This window comes from bacterium, assembly GCA_035308905.1.
GTDB lineage: Bacteria > Sysuimicrobiota > Sysuimicrobiia > Sysuimicrobiales > Segetimicrobiaceae > DASSJF01.
Map to the genome: position 1 here is coordinate 32,772 of DATGFS010000031.1, position 13,850 is coordinate 46,621.

Here is a 13,850-nt window from a genome sequence, read left to right on the forward strand (position 1 = left end):
ACGGACGCGGCGCCCGTGCCCGGGCGTCACACCTTCGCCTCGCGCCGCCTACGACTGGATCCACGCATCCTGGAAGTACGGATACCAGGACCGCGCGTCCATGTGGAAGTTCTTGACGTTCGCGTCCGTCACCCAGACGAACAGCGTGATGTAGATCGGGACGACATACCCCTGCTCGAGGATACGCCGGGTCGCGCGCGAGACGAGCGCCTGGCGCGCCTTCCGGTCGACCGTCAGGTCCTGCTCCGCGAGGACCTGATCGAGTTCGGGGTCCTTGTTCATCGACCAGGCGAAGCTGCCCACGTTCTTCGAGGCGAAGAGGTCGACGAGGTAGTGCGGGTCGCTGGCCTCGAACTCGCGGTTGACCAGGTGGTAAAGACCCTTGCTGCCGGCCACGGTGCGATCCGCGGGTGTGCCCGCGATCAGCTTGGTCGAGAAACCGACGTCCTGCAGCATCGTCAGCATGAGCTGCTTGTAGTTCTCCGTCATGAACCCGCTCGTGAACACGTCGAGATGCAGCGGAGTGCCGTCCTTCACGCGGACGCCGTTCGGGCCCCGCTTCCAGCCGGCCTCTTCGAGCAGCTGTCTCGCCTTCCCCGGATTGAACGCGTACAGATGGTCGAGCGCCGGATCGTAGCCGAAGCTCGTCGGACCGATGAGGTTCCACGTCGGCCGCGCGAACCCGGGGTAGAAGACTTTGACGATGGTGTCCTTGCTGACCGCGTAGTTGATCGCCTGCCGCACCGCCAATTCGTTCGTCGGCGGCTTCTGTGTGTTGATGAAATTGAACCACGTGGTGCCCGGCGACACCCCTTCGTACATCGCGAACGCCGAGTCGCGCCGCCAGTCCCGCAGGCGCAGCGGCCCCGGCCAGGCCTCGACGCGCAGCTCCTTGCGGCCGTTCATGAGCGCATCCCGCGTGCCCTGCTCCGGCACGAACTTGAACGTCAGGCGGTCGAGGTACGGCGGCCCCGCGTTGGTCTTGCCGGGGAACGTCGTGCCCCACTTGTAGTTCGGGTTCCGCGCCAGCGTGATATGCGTGTCGCGCTGCCACTCCACGAACGTAAAGGGCCCCGTCCCGACCAGGTGGTTTTGAAAGTCCTGGCCGTACTTCTTCACCGCGGCGGGCGACGGAATGCCGAGGTACCCCTGGCTCAGCGAGTCGAAGATCGGCGCAAAGGGCTCCTTGAGGCGCAGCTGCACGGTGTGGTCGTCGATCACGACCGTCGAGTCGTAGGGCCCCAGCAGCGAGCGCGCGTACTGCGACTTCGTGGCCGGATCGACGCAGCGGTCGAAATGGAACTTGACCGCCTCGGCGTTGAAATCGGTCCCGTCGTGGAACTTGACGCCCTGCCGCAGCTTGAACGTCAGCTGTGTGCCGTCCTTGGAGGCGGTCCACGAGGTGGCCAGACCCGGATAGATGCTGAGGTCGTTGCCCAGATAGACGAGCGAGTCGAACACCATCTGGGTCACCATCGTCTCGGGCGGCCCCCAGTAGACGGCCGGATCGAGCTTGTCGAGCGTGCGGTACATGCCGATGGTCAGCTCGCCGCCCGGGTGAGGCGGAGCCGCCGCGGCGGCCGCCGCATTCGGGCGCAGCAGCCGGCCGGGACCTCCGAGCGCCGAGAGCGGAAGCGCCGATCCGGCGCCGGCCGCGAGCAGTTTCACGAACTTGCGGCGGGACAGTGAATGCGCGCTGGTGCGTTTGCCCATCGCCAAGCCACCCCCGATTTCTGGAACCTGTTCCCCAATACTGAATTCAACGCCGTGCGAAGACCGCCCTGTCCCCGCGGAACCGTGCGGCCAGGGACGTCCCGAGAATACGGAGAAGCGAGGCTCGTGGTGACGGCCGCCGATCGCTCTCCGTTCCGCACGCTGCCGGACTATCTCGGGCCGGGCCTTCGAATCGTGTTCGTGGGCATCAACCCGGGAGTCTATTCGGTGGAGCGCGGGCATTATTTCGCGCGGACGACGAGCCGGTTTTGGCCGGCGTTCTCGCGCTCCGTCCTCTCCGCGCCGATCCGCGGGGCGCTGGGCCTGGACGTGCTGGGGCCGGAACACGACGGCGCCCTCCTCCGGTTCGGCATCGGGTTCACGGACGTGGTCAAAGTCCCGAGCCGGAACGCGGCCGAACTCTCGCCGCGCATGTTCCGCGAGTGGGCGCCGCGGCTGCTGCGGCGCCTCGAGAAATACCAGCCGCGCGTGGCCTGCTTCCACGGGCTCACGGGGTTCCGCCCGTTCGTCCAGTTTGCGCTCGGCGGAGATCCGAAGGGCATCGTCTTGGGACCGCAGCGGCTGACCGTCGGACGCTCTCGGTTGTTTGTCGCACCAAACCCGAGCCCGGCAAACGCGCACTTCACGGTCGCGGACCAGATCCGATGGTACGATCGGTTGGCGAAGTTCTCAGGCGACGGACCTCGTGTGAGCACCGCTACGTCAATCCCGGGAGAGCGATGTGCGCGGTCTAAGAGGTAAGGTGGCAATCGTGACCGGCGGCGGCCAAGGGATCGGCCGCGCGATCGTGCTGCGCCTGGCGCAGGAAGGCACGGACCTCGTGATTGGGGATCTGAACTCCGCGACGGCGTCCGCGGTGGCGGATGAAGTGCAGGCCGTCGGGGGCAGGGCCCTCGTCGTGCGCACCGACGTCGCCCGGGACAAGGACCGCCGCGCGCTCGTCGACGCCGCGCTCGCGAAGTTCGGGAAGATCGACGTCCTCGTCAACAACGCCGGGATCGTCCGAGTCAGCGATCCGCTCAAGATTACCGAGGAAGAGTGGGACCTCATCCAGGCGGTCAACGTGAAAGGGACCTACTTCACCTGCCAGGCCGTCCTGCCGCACATGCTCGAGCGAGGCGCCGGCAGAATCGTGAACCTCGCCAGCATCGCGGCCAAAGCGGGCAGCACCGCGTTCATCCACTACAACGTCAGCAAGGCCGGCGTGGTCGCGCTCACGCGCAATCTGGCCGTGGCCTATGGCAAGCGCGGCATCACCGTGAACTGCGTGTGCCCGGGGATTGTGGACACCGAGATGTGGGCGAAGATCGATCGCGAGGCCGCTCCCTTGATGGGACTGCAGGCGGGAGAGTTCACGCGGAATCGCGTCAGCACGATTGCGCTCGGACGGATGGAAAAGCCCGAAGAGGTCGGGGATGCCGTCGCGTTTCTCTGCTCGGACGACGCACGGTACATCACCGGGCAGGCCATCAACGTGGAAGGCGGACTGATCTTCCACTAAGACTCCGGGAACACTCTCCCGCGCGGGCAACTGCTACTCGACCGCGTGTCATGATCCGCCTCGGCGATGTGCATGATACCGATTCAGGTTTGCAACTCATGCGCGACGGAACAGGCAGGCGAACCTACGTTCCCGGGCTCCGGGGGAGTCCGATGCCCTGCGCGGCGCTGTTTGCGCCGGCGGGCATGCTGCTGGTCGTCATCCTCGGCGTCCTTCCTCTCACGCTGTCGGCGACCAGCGCCGGGAGCGCCGCACCTGCCGCCGCCCGGCCGGACCCCGATCGGGCCCGGCTGCGTCAGATCAACCTTTCACTCGATGTCGCTCCGGATGCGTTGACAGGTGCGCGGCCGCCGCACCACGCGGCGGCCGCGCCCACGGCGGGAGCCGTTGTGTCCCGGCAGGGACCCTCGCCCATCGGAGCGGCACGGGCGGCGGCCTCAACCACCGCGACGCGCGCGGCCGGGCTCGGGCACGTGGGAACACGGCTGCGGCTGGTGTGGCCCACGCGCGGGATCGTGACGTCGCCCTTCGGGTGGCGAATCCATCCGATCTTCGGGACGCGCGAATTTCACACCGGGATAGACATCGCCGGCCCATTGGGGGCACCCGTGGCGGCGGCGTATCCGGGAACCGTGCGGTTCGTTGGATGGAAGGGCGGGTACGGCCAACTGGTCATCGTGTATCACGGCAATGGGCTCGAGACCGCCTACTCTCACCTCTCCGCGGCGTCCGTGCAGCCGGGGGCGCGGGTGGAGCAAGGGCAGGAAATCGGCCGCATCGGCAGCACCGGATGGAGCACCGGGCCCCACCTGCTCTTCGAAATCTTCGAGAACGGCGTCGCGCGGGATCCGGCCGGCTATTTGAACTGAGGATGCGGGGCCAAAGGAGGAGAGCAGATGGCCGTGGAGCCGCAAATCAACGGCGAATTGACGTCGAAAGTCCACCCGCACTTTCCGGAGCGCACGTCGGTGGGAGACGTCACCATCGTGCCGGTTTCACGTGTCATTGAGATGTACAGCGTCAGCGAGCACGAACTGGAACAACTCGGCCGGGCGTCGGGCTCGCTCGCGGTCCACCTCGTCTTCTTTGGGATCGCGTTCGGGGCGTCGCTGGCATTTCTCATTTCACTATTGACTCAGGAGCTCAGCAACAAGACGGTCGCGCTTGTGTGGGCGCTGTTTGCGCTCACCCTCGGGACCGTCTATTTCGGCATCCAGGCCATCCGCCATTTCCACGACGCCCGGCGGGGCGTGCGGACCATCAAAACAGAGAGCGTGCGGCCCTCGTCGGATTAATCACCCTCGCCCGCGGATGGTCCCTGGTTGACGCGCATCAGATACCGGTACGGATCGCTGGTGACGACCGCGCCTCCCGACACCAACAAGACCGCGCCGGACACCCAGGCGGCTTCGTCCGACGCGAAATAGACGGCGGCCGCGGCCACGTCCTGCGGCCGGCCGACCCGGCGCAGAGGATACAGGGCCGCGCGCGAACGGCGGTCTTCTTCGGTCGCCAGCCAGGGCGCGGTGAGCGGCGTCTCGACGACCGCCGGCGCGATCGCGTTGACGCGAATCCGGTACTGCCCCAACTCCACCGCCATCGTCTGAGTGATGTTGTTGAGCGCGGCCTTGCAGGCGCCGTAGATTCCCTCGCCCCCCGGCGCCGCGTAGAGGCCGTCGATCGACGACATGAAGAGAATGACGCCGCCGGCGGGCTGTCCGCGCATGACCCGCGCCGCGGCCTGCGCGCCGAACACCTGCGCCGTCAGGTTCAGCCGGAGCATCTGCTCCCACCCGGCGTGGGTAACATCCAGCCACTCCGACGTGCTGCCCGGCTCCGCGGTGAATCCGCCCGCGTTGTTGACCCAGACGTCGATCGTGCCGAACTCCCGGACCGCCGCCGCGGCGGCGGCGGAGAGCTGCGCCATGTCCGTCACGTCGGTCGGCTGCGCCACCGCGCGCCCTCCGGCCGCCGCGATCTCGCCCTTGACCGTCTCCAAGTCCGCGCGGCTCCGGGCCGCCAGCAGCACGCTCGCCCCCTGCTGGGCGAAGGCCAGCGCGATCGCGCGGCCGAGCCCCCGGCTCGCGCCGGTCACGACGCACGCTTTCCCGGCCAGCGAAAACATCATCCATCCCCCCGGTCAAACGACGTGGGCGCCTCGGCGCGCACGCGGCCGCGAGCGTCGGGCGGATAGCGCTGCAGCCAGTGCCGCGCGATCTCGTCGCGCCGGGCAAACCAGACGTCGCCGCGCTTCTTCGCGTATTCGATGAACCGGTCGAGCGCCGTCGCGCGGCCGGCCCGTCCCGAGATCCGGCAGTGCAGGCCGATCGACATCATCTTCGGCGTGCGGGCCCCCTCGTCGTGGAGGCGGTCGAGCGAGACGGTCAGGTACTGATAGAAATCGTCGGGCGTGCCAAATCCCGGCGCCGTGAAGTAGCGCGCGTCGTTGGTGTCCGTGGCGTACGGCACCACCAGCCACGGGCGTCCGAACACCGGCACATAATATGGAAGCTCGTCGTTGTAGGCGTCCGAGTCGTAGATGAAACCGCCCTCCTGCGCGAGCAATCCTCGGGTCCGCTCGCTCGGGCCGTACCGGCAGTACCAGCCCACCGGCCGCTCGCCGGTACAGCGCTCGATCGCGGAGACGGCGTTCTGAATCTCCTGCCGCTCCTCCACTTCGCTCATCCGGAAGTGATCGTCCCACCGGTAGCCGTGGCTGCACGGCTCGTGACCGAGTTCACGGAGCGACGGACCCAGCTCCGGATTGCGCTCCAACGCCCGTCCGGACGCGAAGAACGTGGTCCGCACGCCGTGCTTCGCGAAGACGTCCAGCAGGCGCCAGACCCCGACGCGGCTGCCGTACTCGTAGTTCGATTCGGCCGCGAGGTCGCGGACGCCGTCCGGCACCGGATACCGGATGTCGCCGAAGCCTTCCGATGCCTTGTCCCCGTCCGGAATGCTGCGCTCCGCGCCCTCTTCGTAGTTGACGACGATGTTGACGGCCACACGCGCCCGGTCCGGCCACTCGATCGTGGGCGGGACCCGCCCGTAGCCGACGAAATTGCGCGTGCGCCCGGCACCCGCCAGCGATTCGGTCACGGGCGGCCCCTCGTCGGGACCGCCCGCGCGCGCCTAGGACTTGAAGCGGACATCGTACCACTCGGGATAGTAATGGTAGACGTCGTACCGCACGCCGGTCAGCGACGCCTTCGCGCCGTCGACCGCGATCAGATTGTAGAGCGGCAGCGTCGCGGCCTGGTCCATGATCGTCATCTGTACCTTCTGGTAGAGCGGCAGCCGCTGCTTCGGGTCCACGAGCGCCCGGCCGTCGTCGAGCATCCGGTCCACCGCGGCGTTTCGAAAGTGCCCCATGTTCCAGCCGCCGATGTTCTTCGAGTGGAACTGCACGGTGAGAATGTCCGGATCGATCCCGCGCCACTCCATGAACGTCATGTTGCTCTTGCCCTGGCGCGCGAGCTCCTCGGACGCCGGGAGCGCCATCGTCTGGATCTCGAGGTCGATCCCGACGGCCTGCAACATCCCCTGGATCGCCGTCAGCATCGAGACCGTAACCGGGTCCGACTTGACCGCGCAGACCATCTTGCAGGCCTGCCCGTTCTTCGCGCGGACGCCGCCGGCGCCGGCCTTCCAGCCGGCCTCCTCGAGGACCTGGCGCGCCTTCGGCGGATCATACCGGTACATCTTCTCGACCTCGGCGTTGTAGCCCCACACGACGGGCTTGAGCGGACCGTACGCGACCGGCGAGATGCCGCCCGTGGCGATGCGGGTGACCACTTCCTTGTTGACGGCGAACTGCATCGCCCGCGCCACGGCGACGTCGTCCGTGGGGAACTTGGACCGGTTGATCAGAAACATGACCGGCTCCCCGGCGTACATGTTCTTGTACACCTGGAACCGGGGGTCGCTCTGCACGCTGTCAACGTTGATGCCCGGGACGCGATAGATGAAGTCCGCTTCGCCGCTGCGGAGCGCGTTGAGCCGCGTCGCGTCTTCCATGATGATTCGGAACGTGAGCGTGTCCAGGTACGGCGGGGTCTTGTGGGAGACGAGGTCGGACGTGTTCACGTACTTGTCGTTTCGGACGAGCGTGACGTGGTCGCCGCGCACCCACTCCTGGAGCCGGTACGGGCCGGTGCCGACGGGGTTCGACCCGAAGTCCGCGCCGTACTTCTTCACGGCCGTCGGCGACACGACGCCGAGGACGACGTCGTGCAGGTTGTTGAAAAACGGGGCGTACGGTTCCTTGAAGGTCATCTTGATCGTCCTGGAGTCGAGGACCTGGCTCGACTGGTAGGTGCCGATCTCAGACAGCCCGGTCTGGGACTTCGTCGCGGGATCCAGGATACGGTCGAAACTGAACTTGACCGCCTCGGCGTCGAACGGCGTTCCGTCGTGAAACGCGATGCCCGTGCGCAGCTTGAACGTCCACTCGCGTCCGTCCTTGGACACCTGCCAGTTGGTCGCCAGGCGCGGATGCGCCCGTCCCTGCGTGTCGAGCTCGATGAGGGCTTCGATGACATTCTTGAGCACCACGATACCGGGGATGTAGGTCGCCGCCGCCGGGTCGAGACTGTTCGGCTCGAGGAACATGCACGCGGTCAGCTTTCCGCCTCGGTAGTCCGCCGCTCTGACGGGCAACGGCACGGCGCTCAACGCTCCGGCGCCGGCGGCCGCCAATCCGAACGCCGTGGCCCCGCGAATCGCCGCGCGCCGGGTCAACCGCCGACCGGTTCCTATCCTCGATGATGCATCGCTCACTCGAGTCCCTCCCCGTGGGGCCATCCCGGGCCCGTTTTTTGACCTACTTGAGCCGTGGATCCAACGCGTCGCGCAGGCCGTCGCCGAACAGGTTGATCGACATCACCGTCGCCATGATCGCGAGCCCCGGAAACACCATCATCCAGGGCGCCTTCTCCATATACACCCGGCCGTTGCTGAGCATGCTGCCCCATTCGGGCGTCGGCGGCTGCGCTCCCAGGCCGAGGAACGACAGCGCCGCGCCGGTGATGATCGCCGCCGCGACGCCCGTCGTGGCGAGCACCATGATGGGGGCGAAGATGTTCGGCAGGATGTGCCGGACGAGAATCTGCGCCGGCGAGCAGCCCACCACCCGGGCGGCCTGGACGTAGTCCAATTCCTTCGTCGAGAGCACGCTCGCCTGCGCCACCCGCGTAAACTGCGGGATCGACGCGATCCCCACGGCGACCATCAACGGTGTGATCCCGGAGCCCAGCACGGAGACGATCGCCAGCGCCAGCAGGATGCTGGGGAAGGCGAGCATCACGTCCATCCACCGCATGATGAAGGTGCCGGTCCAGCCTTCGTAATAACCGGCGATCAGGCCCAGCGCGACGCCCGACGCCATCGCGATCGACACGGCGATGAACCCGATACGCAGGGAGATGCGGCCGCCGTAAATGACCCGCGAGAGCACGTCGCGCCCCTGCTCGTCGGTGCCGAAGAGGTGCGCGACTCCGGGCGGGGTCAGATACGCGGCAAAGTCCAGGCCGTTCGGCGCGTAGGGCGAGACTACCGGCGCGCAGATCGCGGAGAGAAAGACCGCGAGCACGATGATACCGCCGGCCAGGCCGGCCCGGTTGCGCCGCAGCCGGCGGACAAACATCGAAAGGCGTCCCGCCGGCGCGCGGGCCGGCCGCGATGCCGTGGGGATTCCCGAGGCCGTCACATCGGTGCTCATCGCGCGGCTACTGGTAGTGGATGCGTGGATCGAACCACGCGTACGAGACGTCGATCGCCAGGTTGAGCAGCACGTAGGTCAATGCCGCCAGCAGCACGATCCCCTGAACGAGGAAATAGTCCTTGTACAACACCGCGTCGACCGCGAGCCGGCCGATGCCCTGGCGGGCGAACACGGTCTCGACGACCACCGCGCCGCCGAGCAGCCGGCCGGCGTGGAGCCCGATCAGCGTCACGATCGGAATCATCGCGGCCTTGAGCACGTGCCGGAAAATGACGGTGCGCTCGCTGAGGCCTTTAGCGTGCGCGATCAGCACGTACTCGCGGCGCAGCACCTCGAGCACGCTCGAACGCACCATCCGCGCGATGAAGGCCGCCGCGTCGTAGCCAAGCGTGACCGCCGGCAGAACAAGCGCTTTCCATCCGAGGCCGCCGACGATCGGCACCCACCGAAGCTGCACGGCGAACAGGTAGATCAGCAAGAGGCCCGACCAGAAGATGGGGATCGAGAGGCCGCCGAGCGAGAACACCATGGCGGCGTTGTCGATCCAGGTGTTGTGGCGCACCGCCGCCGCGAGCCCGAGGCCGCCGCCGACCACCACCGCGAACACCAGCGCCGCGCCGGCGAGCTCCAGCGTCGCGGGGTACTGCTCGAGGACGGACTTGGCAACGGGCCGGTTGGTGTAGAACGAGCGCCCAAGATCTCCCACGGCCGCGCGGCCGAGGAATCCGGCGTACTGCACGGCCAGCGGACGATCGAGCCCCAGCTGATGGCGGATGCGCGCTTCCTGCGCCGGCGTGATCGCGGCGGATTCGCGCACCGCGATCAGCCGCACGAGATCGCCCGGCACAGCGTGCAGGATCCCGAAGACCAGCACCGACACGCCGAGCAGGATCGGCACCGTCGCCACCAGCCGCCGGACGATGTATGCTCCCATCTCGCGCGCCGATCCGCCGGGCCGTCAGGCCGCGCCGACGTCGACCCAGCGGCCTTCGTCGAGGGAGGTGCGGATCGCCGCGACCACCCGCTGCGCCGCCAGGCCGTCGTCGAAGGTCGGGCCGGTTGCCCGCCCGCTCCGGATGTCGCCGATGAACCCCGCGTCGAGACGGGCGTTGTAGTAAGCCAGCAGCCCCAGCGGCGCCCACCCCGTCTCGTCCTCCGGGACCGGCGGCGCGTCGAACTCCAGCAGCACCCGCGGCTCGGGCTCGGCCACCGTCGAGACGAGAAGCCGTTCCGTGCGGCGGGTCGTGGGATCGAGGTGCCAGGCGAGCGAGCCCGTCCGGCCGTATACGCGTAGGCCGCCGCCGCCGACGGGAAGCGACGCCCAGCCGGCCTTGAACAGCGCCTGTCCGCCGTTCCGATAGACGGCGATCCACGCCGAGATGTCGTCCACGTCGACGACGGAGTGTCCGTCGGTCGCGGGACGCTTCGGTACCGTGGTCAGCCCGTGGGCCACCACGCGGGTCATGGGACCGCCCAGCCACAGCGCCAGGTCGATGCTGTGCACGCCGTACTCCATGAAGACGCCGCCGTTGGCGCGCTCGCGGCGCATCTTCCAGTGCAGCGGTTTTTCCGGGTCGACAAACTGCGCGTTCACGACCGAACTCTCGAACGCCACGACGCCGCCGATGTAGCCCTCGTCGACGAGCTGCTTCATCCGCGACACCACCGGCGAGCACCGGAACAGAAAACCCATCTTGCCGATGCGTCCGCGGGCGCGGAGCGAGCCCACCATTTCCTCGGCCTGCGCCACGGTGTACGCGAGCGGCTTCTCGCACAACACGTGCGCGCCCGCGTCGAGCAGCCGCATCACGACGGCGTGGTGCGCGTCCGTCGGGACGGCCACGACCGCGGCGTCGAGCGACTCCACCTGGCGCAGCATCGCGTCGACATCGCGGAAGGTCCCGGGCACGCGATACCGCGCCGCCGCCTCGCCGAGGAGATCCGTGCGCGGGTCCACCAGCGCCACCACCTCGACCCCGTCGGACGCGGCGAGCGCGGGGAGATGCGCCCGCACGCCCCATGATCCCGCGCCGACGATGGCAACGCGAAGCCGTGAGTTCGAGATGTCCGTACCCCCCTTCTCAGTCCCGAGCGCTAGATCCCAGAACGGCTGATGACGGCGTCGATCTCCGCCAAGTCCGCGTCGCTCAACGGGAGGCCCGCGGCCGGGAGCCAGCCGTCCACCTGATCCGGCCGCCGCGCACCGCAGATCGCCCCGGTGACGCCGGGTCTGGAGACCACCCAGGCGACCGCCAGCGGCGGCAGGCCGGCGCGAAGCCGGCGCGCCGTCTCCCGCAGCGACTCGACGAACGCGAGATTCGCCGACAGCGCCGGTTCTTGGAAGCGGGGCAGACTCCGGCGCCGGTCGTCCTCGGTGAGATCGCCGATCCGGCTCCGGTCCAGCGTACCGGTGAGGAGACCCGTCGCGAGCGGCCCGTAGGTAATGACGCCCGTGCCGTGCGCCGCGCACCACGGGATCGTCTGCGCGAGCGCGGCGCGGTTGATCAGGTTGAGCGGCACCTGATTGGAGTCGACGTGGCGGATTGCCTCGCACCGTTCCAGCAGCACGGCGTCGAAGTTCGACACGCCGCCCCACCGGACTTTACCTTCGCCGATCAGCTCCGCCATGACGCCCCATGAGTCCTCGACAGCCGTTCCCGTCGCGTCGTCGGGCCAGTGGAACTGGTAGAGGTCGATCCGCTCGATGCCGAGGCGCCGGAGGCTCTGCTCGCACTCCGCGCGGATCGACGCGGGACGCAGGTCGCGCTTGACCGCGGCGAGCGCGGCCGGACCACCGCCGGCCGGCCAGGTCAGGCCGCACTTGGTGAAGATGTAGACGTCCTCGCGCGCCTTCCAGGAACGGAGGGCGCGGCCGGTGACCTCTTCGGAATGCCCCATTCCGTAGATGGGCGCGGTGTCGATCCAGTTGATACCGGACCCGAGCGCATGGTGCACCGTGCGGATCGACTCTTGATCGTCGGCCGGCCCCAGCCCAAGCCCGCCGGCGCCGCTGAACACCCAGGATCCTAAGCCGAGAACCGTGATCTCCGGCCCTTCCTTGCCGAGCCGCCGCGTTTGCACGAAATGCTGCCTCCTAGTGTGCCGCTTTGCGCGTGTGATCCACGAGGATCATCCGCGCCGCGTTGTGACCGGGCGCGCCCGTGACTTCTCCGCCCGGGTGCGTGCCTGCGCCGCAGAGATATAGGTGCTTGATCGGCGTCCGGTAGTGCGCCCAGCCGGGTATCGGACGGGCGGCCAGAAACTGGCTGGGCACGATGTCGAGATGCCGGATGTTGCCGTCGGTGAGACCGACGCGCGCTTCGATGTCCGGCGGCGTGAAAAGCTGCCAATCGACGAGGCAGTCCCGGATGTCCGGCGCGTAGCCCGCCAGCGTGTCGATGAAGTGCTCGCCGATCTCACCGCGCCGCTCGTCCCACGTCCCTTCCGCCAGGTGCACCGGCGCGTAGGAAGCCCAGATCGACATCACGTGTTTGCCGGTGGGCGCCATCGTCGGGTCGTAGCCCGATGGGATCTGGATATCCATCACCGGTCCCCGCGGGGGCCGGCCGTGATTGGCGTCATCCCATGCCCGCTTGAAGTACTCGATCGAGGGCGAGATCTTCGTGTAGGCGAGGGAGCGCACATCGAAGTCGCCGCCGAAGTATCGCGACAGGTCGGGCAGGCGGCTGAGCGCCGCGTGGAACTTGAAGTAGGCCGTGTTGGTCTTGAGCCGCCCGACGCTTCGCCGAAAGTCCGCGGGCAGATGGTCCTGGTCCACGAACTGCTGGAACGTGCGCTTGGGGTCGGCGTTTGACGCCACGGCCCGCGCGCGGATCTCCGTGCCGTCCGCCAGACGGACGCCGGCCGCGGCGCCGTCTTCGACGAGGATCTTCGAAATGGCGGCGCCCGTCTTGATGGTCACGCCGTAAGACCGCGCCGCCGCCGCCATCGCCTGCGTGATGGTGCCCATCCCGCCCAGGACGATGCCGGTGTTCTCCCGCGGGGTGAACGCGCTCGATCGGATGTACGTGAAGCACCAGGCGCTGCCGGGCGCGGCCGCGTCGCCCGCGTCGTGCGCGTGGATGAACGCGCCGCGAATCGCTTCGTCTTCGAAGAACTCGGTGACCACGTCCTCGACGCTCGCCGTCAGCAGCCGGTCAAGAAACGCCCGATCGTCCGGCGTGCGCAGCCCGGCCGCCAGCTCGGCGAGCGTCGGAGGCGGCGCGAGAAAATATGGGTGAATCAGGCTCGCGGCGCGCTCCCAGAACGCCACCCAGCGCGGATAGGCCTCCGCGTCGCGCTTGGAAAAGCGCCCGATCGCGTCCTGCGTCCGCTCGACGCTGTCCCACGTCATCAGCGCGCGGCCGTCCGGATAGAGGCAGCACTTCAACGGATCGAGCGGCGACACCCGAAACCCGTGCCGGCGCAGCTCGAGGTCTTCGATCACCTTGGTCTGCAGCAGGTAGCAGTAGTAGGAGCACGCCGAGAACCGGAAGCCTGGAAACAGCTCCTCCGTGATGCAGGCACCGCCCACGATGTCCCGGCGCTCCAGGACGAGCACATTGAGCCCGGCCTTCGCGAGATACGCCGCACACACCAGGCCGTTGTGCCCCGCGCCGACGATGATCGCGTCATACGCATCGGTCATCGTCCGCCCGCCCTCCGACGCCAAGGAGTCCACTCGTAAGTTCTGACGCGGTTCGCGCACGGATCGGCGGTCCCCTTGCCCCCGCCCCACAGCATTCTGTAGATATTTCTGACATTCTGGAGGCAACTCGGGGCGGCGCGTCGGCGCAGAGGCAACAGAGGGGCCGCCATGGAACCATATCCGGACCCCTCGGCCATCTCTCAAGGAGCGTCGCAACGGGCCGCCATACTTCGGTCGCGCGAAGC

Annotated in this window: 13 protein-coding genes; 4 read left to right on the forward strand and 9 right to left on the reverse strand. The window is 68.0% G+C overall.

The window, feature by feature from the left end:
* Positions 1 to 48: 48 nt before the first annotated feature.
* On the reverse strand, positions 49 to 1,713 hold the full coding sequence (locus tag VKT83_09645) for an ABC transporter substrate-binding protein (GenBank protein ID HLY22714.1): 1,665 nt from the start codon (positions 1,711 to 1,713) through the stop codon (positions 49 to 51).
* A 129-nt stretch (positions 1,714 to 1,842) separates the two neighbouring features.
* Between VKT83_09645 and VKT83_09650 the strand changes: the two genes are divergently transcribed.
* The 4 genes from VKT83_09650 to VKT83_09665 all read left to right on the forward strand — a co-directional run bounded on the left by VKT83_09650 (position 1,843) and on the right by VKT83_09665 (position 4,530).
* Entirely contained in the window at positions 1,843 to 2,475 is a 633-nt protein-coding gene (locus tag VKT83_09650) for a mismatch-specific DNA-glycosylase (GenBank protein HLY22715.1), read from the forward strand.
* A gap of 1 nt (position 2,476) precedes the next feature.
* Entirely contained in the window at positions 2,477 to 3,235 is a 759-nt protein-coding gene (locus VKT83_09655) for an SDR family NAD(P)-dependent oxidoreductase (GenBank protein HLY22716.1), read from the forward strand.
* 152 nt (positions 3,236 to 3,387) lie between these two features.
* Positions 3,388 to 4,104 (forward strand): M23 family metallopeptidase, encoded by a 717-nt coding sequence (locus VKT83_09660; GenBank protein HLY22717.1) that lies wholly within the window; start codon positions 3,388 to 3,390, stop codon positions 4,102 to 4,104.
* Between the two features lie 27 nt (positions 4,105 to 4,131).
* On the forward strand, positions 4,132 to 4,530 hold the full coding sequence (locus VKT83_09665) for a hypothetical protein (GenBank protein HLY22718.1): 399 nt from the start codon (positions 4,132 to 4,134) through the stop codon (positions 4,528 to 4,530).
* Here VKT83_09665 and VKT83_09670 read toward each other — a convergent pair.
* From VKT83_09670 to VKT83_09705, 8 genes are all read right to left on the reverse strand, one after another.
* Positions 4,527 to 5,363, reverse strand: coding sequence for a glucose 1-dehydrogenase (locus VKT83_09670; GenBank protein HLY22719.1), 837 nt, complete (start codon positions 5,361 to 5,363; stop codon positions 4,527 to 4,529). The genes VKT83_09665 and VKT83_09670 overlap by 4 nt on opposite strands.
* Positions 5,360 to 6,334, reverse strand: a complete 975-nt coding sequence (locus tag VKT83_09675) for an allantoinase PuuE (GenBank protein ID HLY22720.1) — start codon at positions 6,332 to 6,334, stop codon at positions 5,360 to 5,362. Before VKT83_09675 ends, VKT83_09670 begins: the two co-directional genes overlap by 4 nt.
* 33 nt (positions 6,335 to 6,367) lie before the next feature.
* Positions 6,368 to 7,900: an ABC transporter substrate-binding protein gene (locus VKT83_09680; GenBank protein ID HLY22721.1), complete on the reverse strand. Its 1,533-nt coding sequence runs from the start codon at positions 7,898 to 7,900 to the stop codon at positions 6,368 to 6,370.
* A 157-nt stretch (positions 7,901 to 8,057) separates the two neighbouring features.
* On the reverse strand, positions 8,058 to 8,954 hold the full coding sequence (locus tag VKT83_09685) for an ABC transporter permease (GenBank protein HLY22722.1): 897 nt from the start codon (positions 8,952 to 8,954) through the stop codon (positions 8,058 to 8,060).
* 7 nt (positions 8,955 to 8,961) lie between these two features.
* Positions 8,962 to 9,891 (reverse strand): ABC transporter permease, encoded by a 930-nt coding sequence (locus tag VKT83_09690; GenBank protein HLY22723.1) that lies wholly within the window; start codon positions 9,889 to 9,891, stop codon positions 8,962 to 8,964.
* Between the two features lie 24 nt (positions 9,892 to 9,915).
* Positions 9,916 to 11,166: a Gfo/Idh/MocA family oxidoreductase gene (locus tag VKT83_09695; protein ID HLY22724.1), complete on the reverse strand. Its 1,251-nt coding sequence runs from the start codon at positions 11,164 to 11,166 to the stop codon at positions 9,916 to 9,918.
* Entirely contained in the window at positions 11,052 to 12,038 is a 987-nt protein-coding gene (locus VKT83_09700; protein ID HLY22725.1) for an aldo/keto reductase, read from the reverse strand. The genes VKT83_09695 and VKT83_09700 overlap by 115 nt, the downstream gene beginning before the upstream one ends.
* Before the next feature lie 13 nt (positions 12,039 to 12,051).
* Positions 12,052 to 13,605, reverse strand: a complete 1,554-nt coding sequence (locus VKT83_09705) for an NAD(P)/FAD-dependent oxidoreductase (protein HLY22726.1) — start codon at positions 13,603 to 13,605, stop codon at positions 12,052 to 12,054.
* Positions 13,606 to 13,850: the final 245 nt, after the last annotated feature.

What these genes read in the sequence shown, in the direction of transcription:
- VKT83_09645 (HLY22714.1), bottom strand. Translation starts at nt 1,713, where the DNA reads ATGGGCAAACGCACCAGCGCGCATTCACTGTCCCGCCGCAAGTTCGTG.
- VKT83_09660 (HLY22717.1), top strand. Translation starts at nt 3,388, where the DNA reads ATGCCCTGCGCGGCGCTGTTTGCGCCGGCGGGCATGCTGCTGGTCGTC.
- VKT83_09665 (HLY22718.1), top strand. Translation starts at nt 4,132, where the DNA reads ATGGCCGTGGAGCCGCAAATCAACGGCGAATTGACGTCGAAAGTCCAC.
- VKT83_09670 (HLY22719.1), bottom strand. Translation starts at nt 5,363, where the DNA reads ATGATGTTTTCGCTGGCCGGGAAAGCGTGCGTCGTGACCGGCGCGAGC.
- VKT83_09685 (HLY22722.1), bottom strand. Translation starts at nt 8,954, where the DNA reads ATGAGCACCGATGTGACGGCCTCGGGAATCCCCACGGCATCGCGGCCG.
- VKT83_09690 (HLY22723.1), bottom strand. Translation starts at nt 9,891, where the DNA reads ATGGGAGCATACATCGTCCGGCGGCTGGTGGCGACGGTGCCGATCCTG.
- VKT83_09705 (HLY22726.1), bottom strand. Translation starts at nt 13,605, where the DNA reads ATGACCGATGCGTATGACGCGATCATCGTCGGCGCGGGGCACAACGGC.